Origin of the sequence: Caecibacteroides pullorum (assembly GCF_019239235.1) — a bacterium.
In the GTDB taxonomy this organism is placed as follows: Bacteria; Bacteroidota; Bacteroidia; order Bacteroidales; family Bacteroidaceae; genus Bacteroides; species Bacteroides pullorum.
Genome location: NZ_JAAZTS010000017.1, coordinates 1 through 24180, shown reverse-complemented (window position 1 = coordinate 24180; position 24180 = coordinate 1). Strand labels below are relative to the sequence as shown.

The 24180-nt window shown below is 52.5% G+C and carries 23 protein-coding genes and 1 tRNA gene; 14 read left to right on the top strand and 10 right to left on the bottom strand.

Going from position 1 to position 24180, the window contains the following annotated elements; translation table 11 throughout:
* Positions 1–90: 90 nt before the first annotated feature.
* Genes HF894_RS11045 through HF894_RS11035 form a run of 3 tightly spaced genes read right to left on the bottom strand, consistent with a single transcriptional unit; the run spans position 91 to position 3776 of the window.
* The gene (locus HF894_RS11045; protein ID WP_204972377.1) at positions 91–1185 is read right to left on the bottom strand and encodes a TIGR04133 family radical SAM/SPASM protein; all 1095 of its coding nucleotides are present in this window, start codon (positions 1183–1185) and stop codon (positions 91–93) included.
* Positions 1182–1646: a radical SAM-associated putative lipoprotein gene (locus HF894_RS11040; protein WP_204972375.1), complete on the bottom strand. Its 465-nt coding sequence runs from the start codon at positions 1644–1646 to the stop codon at positions 1182–1184. The genes HF894_RS11045 and HF894_RS11040 overlap by 4 nt, the downstream gene beginning before the upstream one ends.
* A gap of 51 nt (positions 1647–1697) precedes the next feature.
* Positions 1698–3776: an acetate--CoA ligase family protein gene (locus HF894_RS11035; protein WP_204972373.1), complete on the bottom strand. Its 2079-nt coding sequence runs from the start codon at positions 3774–3776 to the stop codon at positions 1698–1700.
* 595 nt (positions 3777–4371) lie between these two features.
* Here HF894_RS11035 and HF894_RS11030 point away from each other — a divergent pair.
* From HF894_RS11030 to HF894_RS11020, 3 genes are all read left to right on the top strand, one after another.
* Positions 4372–4980, top strand: coding sequence for a hypothetical protein (locus HF894_RS11030; RefSeq protein ID WP_204972371.1), 609 nt, complete (start codon positions 4372–4374; stop codon positions 4978–4980).
* 128 nt (positions 4981–5108) lie between these two features.
* On the top strand, positions 5109–6857 hold the full coding sequence (locus tag HF894_RS11025) for a hypothetical protein (protein ID WP_317196548.1): 1749 nt from the start codon (positions 5109–5111) through the stop codon (positions 6855–6857).
* A gap of 166 nt (positions 6858–7023) precedes the next feature.
* On the top strand, positions 7024–7794 hold the full coding sequence (locus HF894_RS11020; RefSeq protein WP_204972369.1) for a class I SAM-dependent methyltransferase: 771 nt from the start codon (positions 7024–7026) through the stop codon (positions 7792–7794).
* 75 nt (positions 7795–7869) lie between these two features.
* Here the strand turns inward: HF894_RS11020 and HF894_RS11015 are convergent, their stop codons facing one another.
* Positions 7870–8340 (bottom strand): PepSY-like domain-containing protein, encoded by a 471-nt coding sequence (locus HF894_RS11015; protein WP_204972367.1) that lies wholly within the window; start codon positions 8338–8340, stop codon positions 7870–7872.
* A 207-nt stretch (positions 8341–8547) separates the two neighbouring features.
* Between HF894_RS11015 and metG the strand changes: the two genes are divergently transcribed.
* The 3 genes from metG to HF894_RS11000 are packed head-to-tail and all read left to right on the top strand — an operon-like array spanning position 8548 to position 13036.
* Positions 8548–10590 carry a methionine--tRNA ligase gene (metG, locus tag HF894_RS11010; RefSeq protein ID WP_204972359.1) on the top strand — a complete coding sequence of 681 codons (2043 nt, stop codon included), beginning with the start codon at positions 8548–8550 and terminating at the stop codon, positions 10588–10590.
* Between the two features lie 2 nt (positions 10591–10592).
* Positions 10593–12041: a lipopolysaccharide biosynthesis protein gene (locus tag HF894_RS11005; RefSeq protein ID WP_204972349.1), complete on the top strand. Its 1449-nt coding sequence runs from the start codon at positions 10593–10595 to the stop codon at positions 12039–12041.
* Complete coding sequence (locus HF894_RS11000) at positions 12038–13036, top strand: glycosyltransferase (protein ID WP_204972347.1); 999 nt, start codon at positions 12038–12040, stop codon at positions 13034–13036. Before HF894_RS11005 ends, HF894_RS11000 begins: the two co-directional genes overlap by 4 nt.
* Positions 13037–13346: 310 nt before the next feature.
* On the opposite strand, the gene HF894_RS10995 is transcribed toward HF894_RS11000, so the two are convergent.
* Genes HF894_RS10995 through HF894_RS10975 form a run of 5 tightly spaced genes read right to left on the bottom strand, consistent with a single transcriptional unit; the run spans position 13347 to position 17418 of the window.
* Positions 13347–13844: a KdsC family phosphatase gene (locus HF894_RS10995; protein ID WP_204969335.1), complete on the bottom strand. Its 498-nt coding sequence runs from the start codon at positions 13842–13844 to the stop codon at positions 13347–13349.
* 24 nt (positions 13845–13868) lie between these two features.
* On the bottom strand, positions 13869–14735 hold the full coding sequence (locus HF894_RS10990; RefSeq protein ID WP_204972345.1) for a glycosyltransferase family protein: 867 nt from the start codon (positions 14733–14735) through the stop codon (positions 13869–13871).
* Positions 14736–14772: 37 nt separating this feature from the next.
* Entirely contained in the window at positions 14773–15810 is a 1038-nt protein-coding gene (locus tag HF894_RS10985; protein ID WP_204969337.1) for an N-acetylneuraminate synthase family protein, read from the bottom strand.
* Positions 15811–15817: 7 nt separating this feature from the next.
* Entirely contained in the window at positions 15818–16570 is a 753-nt protein-coding gene (locus HF894_RS10980; RefSeq protein WP_204972343.1) for a cytidylyltransferase domain-containing protein, read from the bottom strand.
* Positions 16567–17418 (bottom strand): hypothetical protein, encoded by an 852-nt coding sequence (locus HF894_RS10975; RefSeq protein ID WP_204972341.1) that lies wholly within the window; start codon positions 17416–17418, stop codon positions 16567–16569. Before HF894_RS10975 ends, HF894_RS10980 begins: the two co-directional genes overlap by 4 nt.
* A gap of 130 nt (positions 17419–17548) precedes the next feature.
* Between HF894_RS10975 and HF894_RS10970 the strand changes: the two genes are divergently transcribed.
* Together HF894_RS10970 and HF894_RS10965 are read left to right on the top strand one after the other, a co-directional pair.
* Positions 17549–18814, top strand: a complete 1266-nt coding sequence (locus HF894_RS10970) for a glycosyltransferase family 4 protein (RefSeq protein ID WP_204972339.1) — start codon at positions 17549–17551, stop codon at positions 18812–18814.
* Positions 18807–19553 (top strand): glycosyltransferase family 2 protein, encoded by a 747-nt coding sequence (locus HF894_RS10965; protein ID WP_204972336.1) that lies wholly within the window; start codon positions 18807–18809, stop codon positions 19551–19553. The genes HF894_RS10970 and HF894_RS10965 overlap by 8 nt, the downstream gene beginning before the upstream one ends.
* Before the next feature lie 155 nt (positions 19554–19708).
* On the opposite strand, the gene HF894_RS10960 is transcribed toward HF894_RS10965, so the two are convergent.
* Positions 19709–20419, bottom strand: coding sequence for an NAD-dependent deacylase (locus HF894_RS10960; protein WP_204972334.1), 711 nt, complete (start codon positions 20417–20419; stop codon positions 19709–19711).
* A 143-nt stretch (positions 20420–20562) separates the two neighbouring features.
* Here HF894_RS10960 and HF894_RS10955 point away from each other — a divergent pair, with 143 nt between their 5' ends.
* The 6 genes from HF894_RS10955 to HF894_RS10930 form a co-directional block, all read left to right on the top strand.
* Complete coding sequence (locus HF894_RS10955; RefSeq protein ID WP_021847390.1) at positions 20563–21162, top strand: FKBP-type peptidyl-prolyl cis-trans isomerase; 600 nt, start codon at positions 20563–20565, stop codon at positions 21160–21162.
* A gap of 18 nt (positions 21163–21180) precedes the next feature.
* A complete protein-coding gene (locus HF894_RS10950) occupies positions 21181–22068 on the top strand; it encodes an FKBP-type peptidyl-prolyl cis-trans isomerase (RefSeq protein WP_075318124.1) in 888 nt (295 codons plus the stop codon).
* Between the two features lie 187 nt (positions 22069–22255).
* Positions 22256–22717 carry an Lrp/AsnC family transcriptional regulator gene (locus tag HF894_RS10945; RefSeq protein WP_021847392.1) on the top strand — a complete coding sequence of 154 codons (462 nt, stop codon included), beginning with the start codon at positions 22256–22258 and terminating at the stop codon, positions 22715–22717.
* A 90-nt stretch (positions 22718–22807) separates the two neighbouring features.
* A complete protein-coding gene (locus HF894_RS10940; RefSeq protein ID WP_204972408.1) occupies positions 22808–23119 on the top strand; it encodes a DUF4491 family protein in 312 nt (103 codons plus the stop codon).
* Positions 23120–23208: 89 nt separating this feature from the next.
* Positions 23209–23282 (top strand) — tRNA-Ile (locus HF894_RS10935).
* Positions 23283–23423: 141 nt separating this feature from the next.
* Positions 23424–24180, top strand: a 757-nt coding sequence (locus HF894_RS10930; RefSeq protein WP_204972332.1) for a phage integrase SAM-like domain-containing protein, incomplete at its 3' end; no start/stop codon positions are given.

Genomic DNA, 24180 nt, shown 5'->3' with positions numbered 1-24180 from the left:
GCTCGAAAGATACGAAAAACATACGACCTTCTGATGCAAAAGAAGCAATGTTTCGCATCAAAAGGTCGTATGCTTTTAAAGGAATGGAAGTCACTGCCCGCAAGCCCCCTTCAACCGTTGCAGGTGGCAGAAGAGGAGGTGACCGTCGCCGTCGTGCAGGTGCATGCCGTTACCCTCACAGTAGCGAAAAAAGGAACAGTCGGCACACACACCTTTTTTCATCCAGCGACGATCGCGGAAGAGCTGGAAACGGTGTTGCCACACATCCATGAAGTCATCCTGGTAGATGTTGCCCTGGTGGTAGTCGGCACGGATGCTGGGACAGGCGGAGATAGAGCCGTCCGCCAGAACGGAGGCGACACTGATGCCGGCGTTGCAGGTGTAGAAGCCATCGCGCACCTCGCCCTCGTAGCTACCGAGGAAGCCCTCGCAACCGTAGCTGACGCGTAGTTTGCCTTCGCGGCGGGTACGACGGATGAAGTCCATCAGACCCTTGAAGTCGCGGTCATCCAACTGGAACTCGGGATAGCGGGCGGCACGCCCGACGGGGAAAATGGTGAACAGGCGCCAGCGGCGAACGCCAGCCTCGTAGAGCGCGTCCTTCAGCTGCTCCAAACGGGGATAATTGCGGCGGTTGACGCAAGTAACAACATCCCACTTCACGTCCCGCTCCTGTGCCAGCAGGCGGATGGCGTTCATCGCACGGTCGTAGCTGTCGGGATGGCCGCGCAGCCAGTTGTGGTCGTCGGCAAAGCCGTCGAGGCTGACGGTGATGGCATGGAGCCCCGCAGCCAGAAGGCTCTGCAGGCGTTCGGCGGTGAGGTAGAGGCCATTCGTCACCATGCCCCAGGGATAGCCGCGGCGGTAGAGGGCGAGGCCCACCTGCTCCAGGTCGTCGCGCACCAGCGGTTCGCCGCCGGTGATGATGATGTTCACTTCGTGCGGATCGACATGGGGAGTCAGACTGTCCACCACGCGCAGGAAGTCTTCGGCGGGCATGTCAGGGATTTCGGTCGTGCGCTTGCAGTCGCTGCCGCAATGCTTGCAGTGGACGTTACACCGCTGCGTGCATTCCCAGAAAAGCTGCTTCAGTGGATGCAAGGCCTTCTGGTTCTCGCGCATCCGGCGGAAGACCTCCAGCGCCAACCGCTTGCGCAGGGAAAGCCGTTCTACGGGCGTCTTCATGGCTCCTGCTTCTTCAGTTCGAAGTCCACTTCCTGACTGTCGCTGCCCTGATACCAGCCTTCACCGCCCTGCGGGTCCATCTTGATGGTGGCGGAGTCGGCCTTGAGCGCGCCCGAAGGGTCTTCGCATACCACGCGGAAGCGGTCTATCACCGTCATCTCATTCTGGTAGAGGTAATTGCCGTCCTTGTCGGTCTGCAAGGTGTCAAAAGCCTGCGGAGGGAATGTCTCGTCCGACTTCCATTGCATAGGTTTCACGATGATACGGGCGCCTTCGATAGCAGCCTTCGTGTCCCGATCCGTGACCTTGCCCTTGATTTCATACTTGGCATAGGGAGTGCCGTATTCATCGGGCGTTTCACCCAAAGAGTCGCAAGAGGTGTAGCCCAGCAGGGCCAGAGCACCAGACAGGAGGCCGTTGCAGGCCTTCAACAAACTGACTTTGTGTGTCGTTTTTTTCATGTTATCATTGTTTTTAGGTTTACATCTTAATAAATGCACGCCGCCGGGCTTTTACTGCACCGGCCCGCGACTTTTTTCGATGCGGATGCGCGCATCCACCGCGATAACATGCTTGTCCGTGGCAAGCAGGGGGTTGATATCCATCTCCTTGATCTCCGTGGCAAAGCGCAGGAGGGTGGAGAGGCGTACAATGATTTCGGCAAACTTGTCCTCGTTGACGCCCTGCTGGCCGCGCGTGCCCTTGATAATCTTGTAAGCGCGGAGCGAACGGATCATGGAGTAGGCTTCTTCGTAGGACAGCGGGGCAAGGCCGGACGATACGTCCTTCAGTACCTCGACGAAGATACCGCCCAGACCGCAGAGTACCACATGGCCGAATTTCTCTTCGTACTTGGCGCCGATGAACAGCTCCGTACCCTTCAGCATGGGTTGCACCATGACGGCAGTTACTTCGGACAACTGCATCATGCGGTCGAATTCTAGTGCCAGATGCTGCTCGCTCTTGATGTTGAGCACCACGCCGCCGATGTCTGACTTGTGGACGGGACCTACCACCTTGGCCACCACGGGGAAGCCCGCGCGGCGGGCGAAGGCCAGCACCTCTTCCTTCTTCGAGGAGACGAACTCGTCGACCAGCGGGATGCCCGCTGAGCGGAGCAGCGCCTGTACCTGATGGGGCGGGATGTAGCCGTCGTCGGCGATGGAGTCGATGATGCGGCGGATGCGCGGCACGTCCACGCCGAACAGCTCGATTTCGTTGGCCGCCGGACGGGGCACGTTCATGATGCGCGTCAGCATGGTGCCCAGCGTCACCTCGTCGGCAAAGTTCACGTGGCCCTTCTTCAGGAAGTCCGCCACCTCGGCACCGGCTGTGTTGATGGAAGGCAGGATGGGGAAAATGGGCTTGCGGCAGGTCTGCATCGCCTCGTGCAGCACGTCGTACATCTCGAACATTGTCACCAGCCCCGGCGTACCGAAGATGGCCATCACGGCGTCGATGTCCTCAAACTTGTTCTCGCAGTAGTCCAGGCAGAGTTTCAGGTGCTCGGGCGTGCCCGTGGCAAGGATATCAATGGGGTTGCCCACGGAGGCGCCGGGATAAAGTTGTGCTTTCAGTTCGTCCGCCAGGGGGCCCGAGAGGCGCGGCACGTTCAGTCCGCCCTTGCTCAGGGCGTCGGTCAGCATGACGCCCGGCCCGCCCGCGTGGGTGATGATGGCGAAGTTCTTGCCGCGCAGCTCGGGCAGGGTGAAGATGCAGCCCACGGTGGTCAGCTCCTCGCGCGAGTGGCAGCGCACGATGCCCGCCTTGCGGAAGAGCGCCTCGACGGCGGAGTCGCTGCTGGCAATTGCGCCCGTGTGCGAGCTGGCCGCACGGCTACCGCTCTCGCTACTGCCGCTCTTGATGGCGGCGATGCGGCAGCCTTTCTTGATGAGCGACGAGGCGTGGAACAGCAGGCGGTCAGGGTCGCCGATGCTCTCGATGTAGAGCAGCTTGATATGTGAGTCGCGGTCAGGATCGAAGTGCTCGTCCATATACTGCAGCACGTCCTCCACGCCTATCTGCTTGGCGTTGCCCACCGACCAGACGGAGCAGAAGGGCAGTCCCTTGGTGACGGCGCTTTCGAGGATGAACACCGCCGTGGCGCCCGAGCTGGAGATGAGGTCGACGCCCTGCGGATGGAGCTGCGGGATGGGCTGGCTGAAGACGCTGTGGTGCCACGCGTTCATGTAGCCGATGCAGTTGGGGCCGATGAGCGAGGCGCCGTAGCGGTTGACGGTCTCGAGGATGCGGTCCTCCAGCAGCGCCCCCTCGTGCGTCTCCTCGCCGAATCCGGCGGAGAGGATGATGAAGGCGCGCACGTGCTTCTCGGCCGCCAGCGTCTCCACCGCGTCGGGGCACAGCGGAGCAGGGATGGCCAGGATGGCCAGGTCAGTATCGGGAATATCCTTCACGTCGGCATAGGCGCGGATGCCTTGCACTTCCTGTTCTTTGGGGTTGACGGCGCGCAGCTCGCCTGTGTAGCCGCCACTAATGAGGTTTTTCAGGATAGCCCCTCCGGGCTTGTGGACATTGTTGGACGCACCGACCACGACGATGCTCGCGGGGTGCAGCAGTTGACTTGTTATCATAACCACATGTTTTTATTGGTTCCACCCGCAAAGTTAGTAATTAAACCGAAATAGCCAACCATCAGCGCTCTTTCTGCTTAACTTCAGTCCCGTCACAGCTTAACTTCTCTGCCTTCACGCTTTCACCGCTATCTTTCACGGGAAGCTACTCATAGACAGCAGTTTGTACACCTGTGAAAGCGTGAAGGCAGAAACAAACAAACTGCTTTCTTTGTTTATCCCGGCTTCTCCAACAATCAACTTTAGCCCGCTAACTATCTACTTTGGTCTGCTAACTATCCACTTTAGCGCTCTAAAGTCCATAGTTAGCGAGTTCAAACTGCCCGGTTAGAGAGATTTTTTCCCCACTGGGGAAAAAACGTCTGTTTTCTAGTGATGTCACGCTACGCTTCGTCAGGGTGTCGGCCTACGTTTCATAAAGGTGCCACGCTGCGCTTCGTAATGTAGTAACGAAACGGTTATAGAATAGTGACAAGCAAACCTTGTATTTATCCGTGAAATTGCATATATTTCGGGACTTAATAATTTGAGAACCATTAAAACGCGTATCCGACCGGAAGCGTATGAATAGTGAAATCTTTAATTCATTTCCTTTATGAGAAAGTCATTTGTAATCTATTTGGTATTGTGTACTTCCCTTTATGCGAAAGCGCAGTATGTATCTGTTGACACAACGAAGTTGGCTCAGGCCTATGCCGCATGGCAGCAGGAGAGCTCACCAGCCAACCAACGGGTCTTTTTCGATGCCTTCCCCAAAAATTGGATGGAGTTCATCGCGACCTATCAATACGGAGCACCTTTCTATGACAGGGCCAACAAGCATGTACACGCTTTGGGGGAAATGGCAAAGGCGATACCGACGGATGAATACTGCGAACGTCTGGTAAACCTTTGCATCGGCGGCGAGTTGGATGCGGATGCCCCCAACTATCTCAGAGAGTTGGTCGGCGAGGCATTGTCTGCCGACGGCGAAAGCCGGAAGGGGATTTTCACCTGTTTATCCCGACTGCGTATCGGGCATCGTTTTCAGTTCTGGTTCTTTTACTGGTCGAACATCGTCCGTTCACGGACATTGGAAGCGGAGTTCGCCGATCTGTATGCGTATGCGAAGGAGGCGTATCCCGCAGAAGCCGTTATCATGGCTGATGCGTATAAGTATGCGTATAACAGCGTGAACTTTATTTCAACTGGTTATCGGAAGTAGCAGAAAATCGCTTTCCCAACGTTTGCAAAAAGCGAACATTTTCTTTGACAGCCCCAGGAAGTATCTCGAAGAACAGCCGTATTTTGCAGAAAAAGCTTATTTTTGCAGCATGATAAATAAATATAACTGTGAAAAAAGTCAGACTACTGTTTCCCATATTGTTACTGATGTGCATTTGCGCCTGCACCAACAAGCCCTATCCGCAAAGTCTTCGGGTTGCCGACTCGTTAATCCACAATAATCCAGACAGTGCGGTCATCTTGCTGGAAGAACTTAAAAGAAGTATGGCGTTTGAACCCCAAGCCACACAAATGTACTACCAGCTACTGACAATCAAGGCCAAGGACAAAGCATACATTACACATACCTCTGACAGCCTTATCAAGACTGTTGTGAAATATTACGAAGAGAGAAAAGACCGGGAGCGATTGCCGGAAACATACTACTATGCAGGGCGGGTATATCGAGATTTGGGGGATGCGCCGCAGGCACTGGAATATTTACAGAAGGCTATAGATGCGTCTTCAGACCAAAACGGTAATTACCAACTAAAAAGCCGTATATACAGCCAAATGGGGTATCTTTATCTATACCAAGATATATACGATAAAACGCCGGAAGTATTCAAAGAAGCATATAAGTATAACCAACTGTCAAACGACAGCACGGGAATGGTCTATGACCTGCGCGATATCGGACGTTCATTTAGTACACTGCAACAAACAGACAGCGCCATATATTATTACAAGCAAGCGGATTACTTGGCAAAGACGATCAAAAGCAACCATCTACAAAGCATGGTCAACAGTGAACTGTCGGGATATTACAGCAAATTAGGCATGTATCAAGAAGCATACCAAACCTTGCAAATCGCCGGGCGGGACTTTGAAGCTCATAATCGTCCTCCATACTGTGCCACAACCGCCCGTTATTACTATTATACCAACCAACTGGACTCAGCAGAATACTATTATTCCCAACTATTGTCTGTAAATAGCACCCTTCACAAGGCAGGAGCCTATCAAGGATTAGCCAATATAGCGCAACGTAAAGGGAAATACAAAGAAGCCTTATTATATTTCAAAGATTTCTTGGCATACTCGGATACATTGCAATCCATCACCCAGTCGGAAACCGTCAGGAAAGTACAAGCCTTGTACAATTATCAACTAAAAGAGAAAGAAAACAGCAAATTACAACGCCAAGCAGCCAACTACAAACTGTGGAATATTCTTCTTATTTTCTCACTTCTATCTCTTGTTTTCCTTTTCATTGCCTATCACCAATTCCGCAAAAAGAAAGAGCAACAACAACTTGTCAAACAAGAAAGGATTAAACAAATACCAAAAGAAAGATATGCGCAAAGCAACACGTATCTGGAAAAAAACAAAGAACAAATCAAGGTACTGGAACTTTCCCTGCACAAAGCAGAAATAGAGAAAGACCAGTTACGGCAAGACTTGCTAAAAGCTCAAAAATCCTTAATAGAAAAAACCAATGAACAAATAACAGCTACCCAAAGAGTGCAGAAACAATCGGAATTAGCCTTAAAACACTCCGACATTTACAAAAAGTTTCATTTTGCAGTTCAGGGAAGCGATGAAAAGATTGGCAATGACGACTGGAAGGAATTAATGTGTGCCGTTGACGAGGCATACAATCAGTTTACCACGCGTCTCCTCGAACTTTACCCGATGAAAACAATAGAGATACAAGTTTGCGTCTTAATCAAAATAGGTTTGTCTCCAGCCCAAATCGCATTTATCACCATACGCAGCAGGCAAGCCATCAGTTCTATCCGCAAAAGACTGTATAGCAAAGTAATGGGGAAAGATGGCACACCGGAACAGTGGGATAACTTTATAAGCACATTTTAAGGAAGCGTACTTTTTGCGTACACCCGAAAAGTACGATAACCAAAAGCGTACAATTTGCATATTGCATTTCATCCATAAACAAAGGCAACCCTCTTACATTTGCGGCAAATCAATCATTCATGATGTCATGAAAAAAAATTATTTGTCGCATTTGTAACAGACCGTTATGCAAGAACGCCAACACAACAGAGAGCTATACTTCAAGGAGCTTGCCTTGACGAGCCGGACATATTACCTGCCTTACATTGCCCGCTTCAAACGGATGGAAAGGGGAATGAACGTATTGGAAGTGGGATGCGGCGACGGCGGCAACCTGTTGCCCTTTGCCGAAACAGGATGCAACGTCACCGGAGTGGACCTGTCTGAGAACAGGATAAAAGATGCCATCCGCTTCTTTGCCGAGCAACAAGCACAAGGCACGTTCATTGCTTCGGACATCTTCCTTCTGAAAGGACTGGAACATTCGTTCGACCTGATTCTTTGCCACGACGTCATCGAACATATCGAACGGAAAGCAGCTTTCCTGTCCGGCTTGAGGCACTACCTCAAACCTGGAGGCATTGTCTTCATGTCATTTCCAGCTTGGCAGATGCCCTTCGGCGGACATCAGCAAATATGCAGGAACAAAGTAATATCCCACCTGCCCTTCATCCACCTGCTGCCTTTCCCACTCTACAAGGGCATCCTGAAAGCGGGAGGCGAAACCCAAGCACGCATCGAGGAACTGCTTTCTATCAAACAAACACGGACATCGATAGAGCTGTTCGAGAAACTGGCGAAGCAAGAGTTTACCCTCGCAGACAGGCGGCTCTACTTCATAAATCCCCATTACGAAGTGAAATTCGGGCTGAAGCCCCGCAGGCTGCCGGCACCCATTGCCAGCATTCCCTACGTGAGGAATTTCTTCACAACTTCCTGCTTCTATCTGTTGAAATGACAGACATCGGGCTGTCTACATAAAAAAGGTTGTGCCGGAACTCCGACACAACCTTTTGCCTAAAACGTACACTTGTCAGTCGTCATTCCGGTCCTGACTCTGCGACACGTACTCGAATTGGGCATTGAAACGCATGTCCCAGTCGATGCCGCCAGCATCCGTCACTTCCACTACATAACCGCCCAGCTCCTTCTCGACACCGTTGATATACGCCTCGGGGTGCAGTTCTTCTACCTTCGTTATTACGTTTGCCGGCAGGATGCCCGTCGGCAGCGGACTGAAATAACACTCGATGTTCGTCCATTCGCCGTCTTCATCAAATTCCATGTCTGTACCGTCAGACAGTTTCACCTGATATTCCTTGCGTCCGTCCTCCTTCTCCTGAACAATGGAAAGGATGTCGGCACTAGGGAAATAGTTCTCAATAAAAGAACGGGCTTCACTGGGCAGGTCGCCAAAATCGATTTTCTTTTCATCGTCACAACTTGACAACATCCATACTCCCAGCAAAATGGGGAAAAACGCTAATAACTTTCTTACATTCATAATCATTCTCTTTTTTAAATTCAAATATTCTCTTTTATACTTCTCTGACTTACAATATGCGAAAGAACTCTGAATGCACCATCCTTCGTCTTTCGAATTGTTTTACACCACAAAGATAGAGGGGTAAATCTGGAAAGAATTGGGAAAATGATGGAAAAAACGTATCTTTGCCGCATATTATTCAGTCACATAAAGAGAAACAACAATATGGAGAAAAAGTTTAAACGTACTACCGTGACATCGGCCCTGCCCTATGCCAACGGCCCTGTCCACATCGGTCACCTGGCCGGCGTCTACGTCCCCGCCGACATCTACGTGCGCTACCTGCGCCTCAAGAAGGAGGACGTCATCTTCATCGGCGGAAGCGACGAGCACGGTGTGCCCATCACCATCCGTGCCAAGAAGGAAGGCTGTACACCCCAAGACGTGGTAGACCGCTACCATACGCTGATCCGCGACTCGTTCAAAGAGTTCGGCATCTCGTTCGACGTCTATGGACGTACTTCTTCGGAAATACACCACCAGACGGCTTCCGACTTCTTCCGCAAGCTCTACGATAAAGGCGAATTCATCGAAAAGACCTCCATGCAATACTACGACGAGGAAGCTAAAACTTTCCTGGCCGACCGCTACATCACCGGCGAATGCCCCCGCTGCCACGCCGAAGGTGCCTATGGCGACCAGTGCGAGAAGTGCGGCTCCACGCTGAGCCCCACGGAGCTCATCAACCCCAAGAGCGCCATCAGCGGCAGCAAGCCTGTCATGAAGGAAACCAAGCACTGGTACCTCCCGCTGGACAAGCATGAAGGCTGGCTGCGCCAGTGGATTCTGGAAGACCACAAGGAATGGCGTCCCAATGTCTACGGTCAGTGCAAGTCGTGGCTCGACATGGGATTGCAGCCGCGCGCCGTGAGCCGCGACCTGGACTGGGGTATCCCTGTACCCGTAGAAGGTGCCGAAGGTAAGGTGCTCTACGTGTGGTTCGACGCTCCTATCGGCTACATCAGCAACACCAAGGAGCTGCTGCCCGACTCGTGGGAGAAGTGGTGGAAAGACCCCGAAACACGCCTCGTTCACTTCATCGGCAAGGACAACATCGTATTCCACTGCATCGTCTTCCCCGCCATGCTGAAGGCCGAAGGCTCGTACATCCTGCCGGACAATGTGCCCTCCAACGAGTTCCTGAACCTGGAAGGCGACAAGATATCCACTTCGCGCAACTGGGCCGTGTGGTTGCACGAATACCTGCAGGACTTCCCCGGCAAACAGGACGTGCTGCGCTACGTGCTCACCGCCAACGCTCCCGAGACGAAGGACAACGACTTTACGTGGAAGGATTTCCAGGCACGCAACAACAACGAGCTGGTGGCCGTCTATGGCAACTTCGTGAACCGCGCCCTGCAGCTCACCAAGAAATACTTCGACGGCGTGGTGCCCGCCTGTGGCGAACTGACCGACTACGACCGCGAGACACTGAAGGAGTTCGCCGACGTGAAGAGCGAAGTGGAGAAGCTGCTCGACGTATTCAAGTTCCGCGACGCACAGAAGGAAGCCATGAACCTGGCCCGCATCGGCAACAAGTACCTGGCCGACACCGAGCCCTGGAAACTGGCCAAGACCGACATGAACCGCGTACAGACCATCCTGCATATTGCCCTGCAGCTGACGGCCAACCTGGCCATCGCCTTCGAGCCATTCCTGCCCTTCAGCAGCGAGCGCCTGCGCCACATGCTGAACATGGAGAGCTTCGACTGGGCAAACCTGGGCCGCACTGACCTGCTGGCTGCCGGACACAAGCTGGGCACCCCCGAGCTGCTGTTCGAGAAGATTGACGACGAGGCCATCCAGGCACAGGTGGACAAGCTGCTCGCTACGAAGAAAGCCAACGAGGCTGCGAACTATAAGGCCAACCCCATCAAGCCGACCATCTCGTTCGAAGAGTTCGAGAAGCTGGACATCCGTGTAGGTACCGTGCTGGAATGTTCGGCCGTACCCAAAATGAAGAAGTTGCTTCAGTTCAAGATAGCCGACGGTCTGGAGAACCGCACCATCGTCAGCGGCATCGCCCAGCACTACAAACCCGAAGAACTGGTGGGCAAACAGGTGCTGTTCATTGCCAACCTGGCTCCACGTCAGTTCAAGAACGGCCTCGTCAGCGAAGGTATGATTCTCTCTGCCGAGAACTACGACGGTTCGCTGGCCGTAACCTCCGTGCTGCGCGAGGTGAAGCCGGGTAGCGAAGTGAAGTAATCATGTCTCAACCGTCACTGAAAGAAAAAACCGCTAAAGGCTTGCTATGGGGCGGGATTGGCAACGGCGCACTGCAGTTGCTCAATCTCGCCTTTGGCATTTTTCTGTCCCGATTGCTGACACCCGCCGACTACGGCATGGTAGGCGCGTTGACCATCTTCTCCGCCCTGGCGGGTATCTTCGCCGAGAGCGGGTTCATCCTGGCCATCGTCAACAAGAAGGAGGTGCGCCACGACGACTACAATGCCGTGTTCTGGTTCAACATCACCGTGGGTGGGACACTCTACCTGTTGTTGTTTGCCTGCGCGCCGCTCATTGCCCGCTTCTACCACACGCCCGAACTGGCGCCCCTGGCCCGCTTCCTGTTCCTCAGCTTCCTGGTGGGCAGCACGACAGCAGCACCGCTGGCCTACTACTTCCGCAACCTGATGGTGAAGGAGCGCAGCCAGATACAGATTACCGCCATCATCGTGTCGGGTATCGTGGGCGTCACGTGTGCCTACCGTGGCTGGGGCAGTTGGGGCATCGCCGTGCAGACAGTTGTATACTCGGGCATGAACGCGCTGCTCATCTGGCTGCGCTCGCCCTGGAGGCCGACATTCTCGTTCAACAGGAAAGCACTACTTGACATGCTGCCCTTCAGCAGCAAGCTGCTGTTCACGTCCATCTTCACGCACGTCAACAACAATATCTTCTCCGTACTGCTGGGACGCTTCTATACGTTGCAGCAGGTGGGCTACTACACGCAGGGCAGCAAGTGGACGACGATGGGCTACTCCACCGTGTCGGGGATGGTCAACAGCGTGGGGCAGCCAGTGTTCCGCGAGGCGTCGGACGATCCGGCACGCCTGCAGCACATCTTCCACAAGATGTTGCGTTTCACGGTATTTGTCAGCCTGCCCGCCATGTTCGGCCTGGGGCTCGTGGCGGAGGAGCTGATCGTCATCGCTATCACGGACAAGTGGCTGCCCTGCGCACCGGTGATGCAGATTCTCTGCGTGTGGGGTGCCTTCATGCCCGTGTCCACGCTCTACTCGAACCTGCTCAACAGCTTGGGACGGCCGAACATCTACATGTGGAACACCATCTGCCTGGGTGCCTTCCAGCTGCTGTGCGTCTGGGCGAGCTATCCCTACGGGCTGCACACGATGCTCGTCGCCTTCACCGCGGCCAACCTCCTGTGGCTGGGCGTGTGGCAGCACTTCGCCCGCAAGCACGCCGGCATCCGCCTGCGGGATGTGCTGAAGGACATCGCGCCCTACCTGCTGGTGACGCTCGCCGTGATGGCTGCCACGTGGACGGCCACCCGCGGCATCGGCAACTTGTACCTGCGCCTCGGAGCCAAAATCGCGATGGCCGCCACATTGTACGTACTGCTCATGTGGCGCCTCCGCTCGAAGATATTCTACGAAAGCATCCAGTATCTGTTCAAAAAGAAGAAAATCGTATGAAAGACTGCCCCAAAGTCAGCGTCCTGATGCTGACGTACAATCAGGAAGACTATATCGACGAGGCCATCCGCAGCGTCATGCTGCAACAGACAGACTTCGACTTCGAACTGGTCATCGGCAACGACGCCAGCACCGACCGCACGGCCGAACGGTGCCAGGCGTGGAAACTGCGCTACCCGGAACGCATCATGCTCGTGGACCGCGAGCAGAACCTGGGCCTCATCGGCAACTTCATGGCCACCTACGACCTGTGCCGCGGCACCTACATCGCCATCTGCGAGGGCGACGACTTCTGGACGGACAAAACGAAACTGCAACGCCAGGCCGACTTCCTGGACACACATCCCGACTTCTCGACTTGCTTCCACCGCGTCGTCAACTACTACGCCGACAACGGCACCAAGAGCCTGAGCAACGGACACCAGCAGACGGACACGGACATCTGCGACCTGGCCCGGAGCAACTACATCTCGAACGTCTCCGCCCTGTTCCGCCGCGGCCTCTTCGGCCGCCTGCCCGACTGGTTCCCGCAGGTGAGCACCTACGACTACGCCATCCACATGCTCAACGCCGCCCACGGACGCATCCACTACATGAAGCGCCCGATGGCCGTCTACCGCCAGCACAGCCGCGCCATCTGGAGCCGGACCGACGCCTACGCCAAGATGGACATCGGCCTGAAAGTACGCGAACTGCTCATCGACCACTTCCGCGAGACACGCCCCGACGTCAGCGAACTGCTCCGCGACGCCCACACCCGCTTCAGCCTGAACGAGCTCTACCACTGCCGCCAGGAGGGAAGGACCGACGAGGCCGAAAGGCTGGAACGGCGCCTACTCGCCCTGCGCCCCGAGTGGGACCACGCCGAAGTGGAACGACGCCTCCTCGCCCTGCGGCCCGACAGCCGGACGCTGTGGAAGCGCCGCGCCTTCGGCCTGCTGAAGAAAGCCCGCGCCGTCTGCTCCTATTTCGTCCCCCTGCCCCGCATCCGCTGAACGGCGAAACGCGATTTCCGACCGGAAAACGCATTTCTGAAAACAAAAAGCCCGATTTCCACACGGAAATCACATTTTCTGAAACGGAAAAATGCAATTTCCGACCGGAAAATGCACTTCTGAAAACAAAAAGCCCGATTTCCACACGGAAATCGCATTTTCTAAAACGAAAAAACGCAATTCCCGACCGGGAAATGCACTTTCCGAAAAAAAAAGCCCGTTTCCCGACCGGGAAAACCATTTTCTGAAACAAAAAAATGCATTTCCCAGCCGGGAAACGCATTTCCGAAAACAAAAACCACCCTTTCCGCTACAGGAACGAGGCGACCGTCTGCTCCAGCACGCCGTTGTCGGCCAGCAATTTCTCCACAAACTCGCGGAAAGCGCCCTCCCCGCCGCGGACACGCGTGACATAGTGCACCTCGCGCTTCACATAGTCCGGTGTATTGGCGGGCGACGCGCTGAAGCCCACCTTGCGGAGCAGGGGCAGGTCGTTGAGGTCGTCGCCGATGAAGGCCGCCTCATCGAGACCTATACCCAGCTCTCGGCACAGCGCCTCGGCCTGCGCCACCTTGTCCTTCACGCCCAGGTAGCAGTGCGCAATCCCCAGTTTCTCGGCTCGCCGCCGGACAATCTGCGTGTCCTCGCCCGTCAGGATGGCCACGGGGATGCCCAGCCTGCGCAGGAAGCTGACACCCCAGCCGTCTTTCACGCTGAAGCGCTTCATCGCGTCGCCCTCGGCCGTGTAATACATGCCGCCGTCCGTCCAAACGCCGTCGATGTCAGTCATCACTAATTTCGGTAACATAATCTCCTGATTCTATTTCTTAATTTACAATCCCTTTCTCTCACCCAGCCTTCCCCGGCGTCCGTCCAGCCATCCCAGCCACAAAGCCCTCAGCTTGGCCCACTTCCGGTCTTCGTACAACACGACAAAGACCACACGCTTGTACAGATGATACCGCAAATGCGCCTTCAGGTTGATAGCCTCGGGATAAAGCCCGTGGAGCACGATGCCGTTGCGCACATTATAATAAGTCCGCGCAGGGGGATATTCATTGGGGAAAACCTCCTTGCCCAACAGCCGGCGCCGGCGCTTCTGATATCCCAGATCGTGCTGAAGCAAAATGTTCCTGAAACACAACGTCGGAACCTGATGCCGCGCCGCCCGCCAGCAAAACTCGCAGTCGATGCCCCACACAAACAGGTCGGACATGAATCCGCCCAGCTCCTCGAAAAGGGAAAGCGGATAAAGGCTCCCCGAAGTCATGGCCGAAGAGACCTCCGCGACCGCATCCTCCACCGGATACAACGGAGCCTGCTGCGACTTGATAAAGTAATTTGTCGAAAAGATGGCACGGGCATCCGCCCCCCAATTGCGGACAGCCTCCAGATAGCGCCCGAAGTCATCGGACGCAAAACGGCTGTCCTGGTCGAAAGTGACCAGATGGGTAAAGCCATGCTGCCGAGCATAATCGACAGCCGCATTCAAGGCCGCCCCTATGCCCACATTCTCGCCCTTGCCCATATAGACGGACTTCTCAAGGGCCTGGAGCGCCCCCAGCCGCTCACGGTCGATGCAATCGCGGGGCGTGTTGTCCCACAACAGCAGACAATCCACCCCCGGCAAATAAGTCCTGATATTAGCCAATACGTCCCCATCCGGATGGTAGAGAACAACGACAGCCAGTAGTTTCATGAGGAATTCAATTAAGTCGGCCTATACAGTCAGCCGGTCATTCAATGTCTTTCGGATACACAATCTCGTTGCGGGGGATGAAGTTCTTCACCCGGCGGCCCGTCACCCGGTCGCGCTCGACCCACTTAAAGCCATCGCCGGGGCTGAGCAGATGCAGGTCAGCCTCGGTGATGACATCGCCCGGATGCAGGTCGCGGCGCGTGGCAATGGAGCGCTCCAACTTCACCTTGGCAGCTGAGACAGCAGGATCAATGTAGAGTTCCTCGCGGCCCATCCAGCGCTCAGCGATGCGAATGTCACGGATCATGCGGTTCACACCGTCCGGTCCCAACGAACCTTGCTGGTCGGTGCCCTTCATGCGGCGGTCGATGGTAATGTGCTTCTCGATGATTTCCGCCCCCATACCGACAGCCACCACGGGCGCAGCGATGCCGATGGTGTGGTCGGAGAAACCGATGGTGTATTGGCCATAGTGTTTCTTCAAATAAGTGATGGTACGCAGGTTCAGATTATCCGGCGCGGTGGGATATTGCGACACACAATGCAGGATGGCTATGTTGTCGTGGTAATGCGTGATGACCTCCAGCGCATCGTCCAACTCCTTGCAGCCCGCCATGCCAGTGGACAGGATGATGGGAATCTTCGTCTCCGCCATCGCCTCCAGTAGGGGCAAGTTCGTCAGGTCGCGGCTGGCTACCTTCAGGCGGTCCGGCGTGAAGAGCTTCAGCAGCGACAGACAACCCACCGAGCAGAGCGTCTCCACGAAATCCAATCCCAGAGCCTTCGCATGCTTGTAGACCTCGAAATGTTCCTCGTCAGTCAGCTCCAAAAAGGCGCGGTGCTCACCGTAGGTTCGGCCGAAAGAATGAGGCGAGTCATATGGACGGTTCATCTGCGAATCAGTCAGTTCTTCGTTCAGGTCGCGCTTGGTCATCTTCACGGCGTCCATCGGACGCAAGTCGATGCCGAAGACCTCCTCGCGCACGGGGCGTGACACCAAGTCGACAATCAGCTTAGCTATGTCGACAGAGCCGTTGTGGTTCTGTCCGATTTCTCCAATAATATAAGTACTCATTGTTTCATTATTTTTCGTTACGGGCTATATTCTCCAGCATCTTCTCGCGATATTCGGGATGCGCCTCCACCAGTCGGAGCAGTGCATGCAGGCTACGGTCTGTCTGCTCGAACCACTCGGCATAAAGACGCTGAAGCAACAGGAAATCGTCCATTGTATCCAGCGTGAAACGCAAGTCGAATCGTCCTTCCAATTCTTCGGGCAGAGGCAACAATCTGACGTGGAAGTCGGCGGGATGAGTATAAAGATAGATCGTGACGTGTTCGATATAGAGTTTTTCCTGCGTAAGCAAGGCTGCGCGACGCAACGCTTCTTTCGTAGTGAGCTCAGCAAACAACCCCAAGTGAGACTTGATGGTAGGCCGCCCATCGGCAAAGCCATAAGCAATGTAATCGGCAGGTTCTTCATCGAAAGCGTCAAAGAACGTCTGGAAAGTATCGGGACGCAGGAAAGGATTGTCCGAGCAGACTCGAATGAAGCGGTCGAGTCCGAACGCCTCGGCAGCACGAATGAAGCGACCGAGCACGTTGTCCTCATCGCCGCGGAAGCAGTCAATTCCAGCCCCACGTGCCACCTGCTCCAGCACGTCGTCCTGTGGACGGACGGTCGTGGCCAGTATCACCTGCTTGTCAGGACAAGCCCGTCGGATGTTTTCAATAAGAATGTCAATAATGCGCTGCTCGCCATAGAAAGGGAGCAATATCTTGTTGTGCAGCCGGGTAGAGCCGGTACGTGCCTGAATGATAATTCCGTCTTTCATATCTTCATTCGTTTGAAGGCGTCAATATAACTGCCTGGGGTAACGTTAATGATTTCCTTGCCCAAACTACGCGAATAGGCCTCGAGCACAAAGTAGGACTTGAAAGCCACATACATGTGGTAAAGGATGGTATAGAGCCGTGCGCTATGCAGGTTTTCTTGAGTCACGGTAGCCGCCTGAGACTTATTCTGGTCGTAGAAATGCTTCTGATGCATCAGCACCACGTTGTCGTCCGTCACGTGAATTTCGGGCAGCCACGAGTGGTCGGCTCCCGCCAGATAGATGCGCCGGAAAGGCAAGCGGAGGGCGATGGCGATAGACGGTATCAACACATTGTGCGGACGAGGTACGCCCCATCCCTTACGGAATACCCAGTTACAGAAAGACTGGAAGCCCTCGATGGGCGTGGTATTGTAAATGCAGAGTTTAATGTGGGGATTGCCGGCCAGAAGCGGTTGCCATTCCTTATTTTTCAACGCCCGCGAAGGAACGAAGAAGTACATGTCCCACGTTGTCTTCTCGGCCAGAGTACCAAAGAGCTGCTCACGCTTCTCGGGCACAATCCAGAAAAGCGGATCGGCAATCAAATAGAGCTGGGGACGCAATTGCTCGAACATAGGCGAAGTGACACAAAAGTTGACTGCCAACAGCGTTTTCCCTCGCATAAACTCAGCCGACTCTTCTACGGTTTTCTTCAATGAAGGGCCGTTGGCCAGTATTAACAACTCGTCCGCCCCTCCAAAATCTGATGGAAGCGGTGTGCTCCGCCTCGATTGCAACACGATTTTCACCAGGCTCAGAAAGCACTGCCAAAGCGACTCCAACCATTTCAATCCTTTTTCACCCATATTACATCATGTTAGAATAAGTGGTGCAAAGATACAGAGTTTGCCATTTACAGGCTAAAAAAACGAGGACTTTTATACTCGAAATCACCATAAAAGCACTACTTTTGCCACAACAATTCGGAAAAGTCACATGAGAGTCCTGCTAATCAATACATCCGAGCGTATCGGTGGAGCAGCCGTAGCTGCCAGCCGCTTGATGGAAGCCCTGAAAAACAATGGCATCAAGGCCAAACTGCTCGTGCGCGACAAGCAGACGGAACAGATTACGGTCGTTGCCCTGCGCCGTAGCTGGAAACTGGTATGGAAGTTTGTGTGGGAGCGTATCGTCATCTGGAAAGCCAATCGCTTCAAAAAGAACAACCTTTTTGCCGTGGACATCGCAAACGCAGGCACTGACATCACCTCCCTGCCCGAATTCCAACAGGCCGACGTTATCCACCTTCATTGGATCAACCAGGGTATGCTCTCGCTGAAGAACCTCGAAAAGATACTGGCCTCGGGCAAACCTGTCGTCTGGACAATGCACGACATGTGGCCCTGTACAGGCATCTGCCACCACGCGCGCGAATGTGAAAACTATCGGCAGGAATGTGGTTCATGCCCCTTCCTTTATGGAAATGGGCATCGGCACGATCTCTCCTATCGCGTCTTCCGTCGGAAACAACGGCTCTACCACGACTACTCACTGAGCTTCGTCACATGTAGCCATTGGCTGGAGGAAAAAGCCCGCCAGAGCGCGCTGACCACAGGGCACAAGATCGTCTGCATCCCCAATCCGCTGAACATCAACCTGTTCAAGCCGCATAACAAGGTGACTGCCCGCGAACGCTTGAAACTTCCTTCGAATAAGAAGCTCATCCTCTTCGGTTCTGTCAAAATCACAGACAAACGCAAAGGCATCGATTATCTGATCGGATCGTGCAACATATTGGCAAACAAGCATGCCGAACTGAAAGACCAACTGGCCGTCGTCGCTTTCGGCAAACAATCCGAACAATTGGCCGACTTGCTCCCTTTCAAGGTCTACCCGCTGGACTTCGTACAAGACGAACACCAACTGGTAGATATCTATAACGCCGTCGACCTCTTCGTCACCCCTTCACTAGAGGAAAACCTGCCCAACACCATTATGGAAGCGATGGCCTGTGGTACGCCTTGCGTAGGTTTCAACGTGGGTGGCATCCCCGAAATGATAGACCACCTGCACAACGGCTATGTAGCCCAATACAAATCGTCCGACGACTTCGCCAACGGTATCTATTGGGCCTTGACCGACCCCGACTACCCCAGCCTCTGCGAACAGGCCTGCCGCAAGGCAGTCAGCCACTATTCAGAAAGCAGCGTGGCCAAACGATACATCGATCTCTACAACAAAGTGACTGGAAGAAATGCATAATCACCCTACCCCGAAATTCAGCGTCATCACCGTCTGCTACAACGCCGAGGCAACCATCGAGGACACCATCCAAAGTGTCATCTCGCAGACCTACCACCACGTGGAGTACATCATCGTGGACGGCGCTTCGAAAGATCGCACGATGGACATCGTAAACCGCTATCGCGAACACATCGCCATCGTCGTCAGCGAACGTGACAAAGGTCTTTATGACGCCATGAACAAGGGAATCGGCCTGGCCACGGGCGACTACCTGTGCTTTCTCAACGCAGGCGACAGCTTTCACGAAGACGACACCCTGCAACAGATGGTGCACTCTATCCACACACCCCAACTGCCCGATGTGCTCTATGGCGAAACGGAGCTGGTAGATCATGAAGGCCACTTCCTGCGTATGCGCCGCCTCTCGGCCCCCGAAGTACTGACATGGAAAAGTTTCCGCCAGGGGATGCTCGTCTGCCACCAGGCCTTCTTTCCCCGACGCGACCTCGTGATGCCTTATGACCTGCGCTATCGCTTCTCGGCCGACTTCGACTGGTGCATCAAGATTATGAAAAAGTCGAAGGTTCTCCACAACACCCACCTTACCCTCATCGACTATCTCGCTGAAGGTATGACGACGCGCAACCACAAGGCTTCTCTCAAAGAGCGTTTCCGCATCATGGCCCGCCACTATGGCTGGACAAGCACCTTGGCCTTCCACCTGTGGTTCGTTCTTCGCCTCTTATTAAAGAAATAAAAAGAGAACCAGCAATCCGTTCGTAAAAAGCAGGCAATGTTCCCTTTCAAGGAAAGCACTGTTTTACACGAAGAAAAGCATTGCTTTCTTTCAAGGAAAACAATGCTTTTCCAGCAGCCAATGTCTGATACGAAAAAGAACCCTTTTTCCTAAGCTTATAAAGAAGAAGCGCAACCCAGCAACGCACGTAACTCCTTTACTCCCTCAGAAGCTCCCTTCTGGATAACGTGTATTGGGCGCGCACTATGTGTATCCACAGGTTTGGGGTCTATAAGATAGACTTCGGCACGGGCAGGCACATAGTGAAGCAACCCCGCAGCAGGATAGACGTTCATCGACGTACCGATGATAACAAAAATGTCTGCCTGCTCCACATAGCCGATAGCTGTCTCAATCTCAGGCACGGCTTCGCCAAACCACACAATGAAGGGACGCAAGGGACTGCCATCGCCTGCACGGTCAGTAGCGCGAGTTTCATATTCCGCAGGCTTCAATTCCTTGATGTAGCGCGGATTGTAGGGATCGCGACTGGAGCACATTTTGGTCAGCTCGCCATGCAGGTGGATGACCTTCGTACTGCCTGCCCGCTCGTGCAGGTTGTCAATATTTTGCGTGACAACCGTCACATTGAAATCTTTTTCCAGTTGTGCTACACCGATATGCCCCTCATTGGGTTTCACGTCAAGCAGTTGTTTGCGCCGCTCGTTATAAAAGTTGATGACCAGTTCAGGATCGCGCGCATAACCTTCGGGCGTAGCCACCTGCTCCACAGGATAGCGATCCCACAAGCCGCCTGCGTCGCGGAAAGTACTGATGCCGCTTTCGGCGCTCATACCCGCGCCCGACAATACTACCAGATTTTTCATAACCGACTCCTTTCTTTAAGCATTTGTACACCAAAGATAGAAAAAGAATATCCAAGTTATCACATAAATAAGAAATTTTAAATACTGCAAACTGTTAACATTCAAATAAAACCCGTACTTTTGCGACTCATATAAAAAGAACTATGGACAAATTCAGTTATGCAATCGGCCTGGGTATAGGTCAGAATCTTTTAAGCATGGGTGCCAAGGGCATCTCAGTAGATGATTTCGCACGCGCCATCAGCGACGTGCTGAACGGAAATCCAACAGAAATCACACATACCGAGGCACGTGAAATCGTAAACAAATACTTCGAAGAAATGGAAGCCCGCATCAATGCCGAAAACATCGAAAAGGGCAAGAAATTCCTGGAAGAAAACAAGCAGCGTCCAGGCGTGGTAACCCTGCCCAGCGGCCTGCAATACGAAGTGATCAAGGAAGGCAACGTAGGCCACTATGCCAAGATAGACGACCAGGTGCAATGCCACTACGAAGGAACCCTTGTTGACGGTACCCTCTTCGACAGCTCCATCAAGCGCGGCCAGCCTGCCACATTCGGTGTCAACCAGGTAATCCCCGGCTGGGTGGAAGCCCTCCAACTGATGCCCGAAGGTGCCAAATGGAAACTCTACATTCCTAGCGAATTAGGCTATGGCGCACACGGCGCTGGCGAAATGATTCCACCCCACAGCACACTGATCTTCGAAGTGGAACTCTTGAAAATTTTATCTGACAAAAAATAAATTAAGTAAGAGAAAAACATGAAAAAAGTAACATTTATGATGACGCTGGCTGCCGCAGCAGCCTTGACGTCTTGTACGGCTCAGGCTCCTAAAGCCAATCTGTCAACAGACATCGACTCACTTTCTTATGCTATCGGTATGGCCCGTACTGAAGGTCTGGATCAGTTCCTGATGCAACAGGGTATCGACAGCACCCAGATGGCTGAATTCATCAAAGGTTTCAACGAAGGTGCCGCTAAGATCGACAAGAAAGATGTAGCCTATATGACAGGTCTGCAGGTAGGCCAGATGGTCAGCAAGCAGTGGGTAGAAGGCTTCAACCAACAGATCTTTGGCAACGACTCTACACAGAGCCTCAGCCGCGAAAACCTGCTCGCAGGTTTCATTGCCGGCGTAGTAGGCAAAGGCCAGATGGACAAAATGTTCGCACAAGGCTATATGCAAAGCCAGATGGAAGTGGTAAGAGAAAAAGCACTGAAAAAACAATATGCTGACGTCATCGCTGAAGGAGAGAAATTCCTGGCAGAAAACAAGGCAAAAGAAGGCGTGGTAACGACGGAAAGCGGCCTGCAGTACAAGATCCTGACCAAAGGTACAGGTGAAATTCCTGCCGACACCAGCTATGTACAAGTAAACTACAAAGGTACACTGATCGACGGTACCGAGTTCGACAGCTCCTACAAGCGTAAAGACAAAGACGGCAAGTCACAGCCCGCTACCTTCCGTGCCAACCAGGTAATCAAAGGCTGGACCGAAGCATTGACCATGATGCCTGTAGGCTCCAAGTGGGAACTCTATATCCCCTACGACCTGGCATATGGCTCAAGAGCTACTGGTGCAGACATCAAACCGTTCTCTACTCTGATCTTCGAAGTTGAATTGGTAGGTATCGGCAAAAAGAAATAAAGATTCGAAAACATTCGTGTCAAAATGACAAATGAAGCGGATGGAACAAATGCTGCAAAACAGCGGTTCCATCCGTTTCTTTTTTTACTTTTCCCTATTTTTTCCATCCCTTCTATAGATAAAATTAAAATAAAGTTCTATATTTGCTTACTATTTGATAACAACAAGTAATTTACAAACGTATATTATGGAGAAAATAGACAATCTGGACCGTCAAATTTTGGAAATCATTTCCCAAAATGCCCGTATTCCTTTCAAGGACGTGGCTGCCGAGTGTGGTGTATCACGCGCCGCTATCCACCAACGTGTACAGCGCCTGATTGACTTGGGTGTCATTGTTGGCTCCGGCTACCACGTAAACCCCAAATCGCTGGGATATCGCACCTGCACTTACGTGGGAATCAAGTTGGAGAGAGGCTCCATGTACAAAACCGTAGTAGCCGAGCTGAACAAAATACCTGAAATTGTTGAATGCCATTTCACCACAGGTCCCTACACCATGCTGACCAAAGTATATGCCCGCGACAACGAGCACCTGATGGACCTGCTAAACAACAAGATGCAGGAAATACCTGGCGTCACAGCTACTGAGACACTGATCTCACTGGAGCAGAGTATCAAGAAAGAGATTCCTATCTGCCAAGAATAATCTACTATACGTCTCCATGGCAACGGGTAGTACGGACTATCATGTCAGTTCACTCCCTTTGCCATGGAAACTCTAGCTTCCGATTTGCATATGGAGTTTCTAAGCGAACTTGGCCTTTCAGGCCTTTTTATTGGCATCTGTACCTTTTTGATCATCGGGCTTTTCCATCCCATTGTAGTGAAAGCCGAATATTATTGGGGGACACGTTGCTGGTGGATATTCCTATTAGTGGGCTTAGCAGGTGTTGCAGCTTCCATTTGCGTAGACAACATTCTGTACTCTTCCCTGCTGGGCGTATTCGCTTTCTCCTCTTTTTGGACGATCAAAGAAGTATTCGAACAGGAAGAGCGCGTCAAGAAAGGTTGGTTTCCTAAAAATCCAAAACGAAAATACAACTTCTAGACCCAAAGGGAACGCATTTTTCCCTCAATCCCTTGCATAATTCAACGGAATGTGCTAATTTTGCACCGCTATCCCCGAAAGGATACACCGGACTTGTAGCTCAGTTGGTTAGAGCAACAGACTCATAATCTGGAGGTCCCTGGTTCAAGCCCAGGCTGGTCCACAAACTAAAAGGCTCATTCTTAACAGAATAGAGCTTTTTTTGTGGAGCACCTCCAGATTATACGCTGTTGCTCTAACCAACTTTCGCCTCCATTTAAAGCATTTGTTTCACTATTGTTTCACCAGTTAAACAATATGCAATATGCTGACAATCAATCCAGAAATCGTAAAAATCCAAAGACAATCAAATGAGTGTTTCACCGTACGTCTAAGATTCACCCTAAACAGGAAGATGAAACGAATTTCAACTAGTCTTTTTGCGACTTCTAAAGATTTAACTAAAGACTTTAAAATCAAGCCATCTTCACCATTAAAACGGGAAGTAAACAACCTTATTCAAAGCTATCAAAGTAAATGCGCCAAACTCCAAATTGAGTTAAACCGTTACACTATTGACGAGATAATGGATTACTTAAATGACGAGCAGCAGAAACAACAAACAATTGACTTTATTAAATTCAGCCGTGAATGGATAGCCACTACCACTATTAAAGGCGCACCTAATTACACAACTGCCATTAATGCTTTGGTAAGGTTTGTAGGAGAAGAAAGTCTGAATATAAATCTTATTACTTTAGACTTTCTAGAACAATTTAAAGCGTTTCTTATTAAAGAGCATGAAGAAAGAACTAAGAAACTCATACAGCAAGGAAAACGTGTTCCGTCTAACCGCTCTCTATCCCTTTATCTGATAAGCATAAAGAAACTATTCAATGAAGCTAAAAAGAGGTACAACAAGAAAGAAAAAAATCTTATTCTTATACCCAATTCTCCTTTTGATGATTTTAAAATTCCTAAGCAAGAAGCTACACGCAAAAGGGCTATTCCAGCAGACATAATAAAGAAAGTGTGGAAACTACCTTATAAGGATATGAAAAAAGGCTATAAAGCCACTTGTC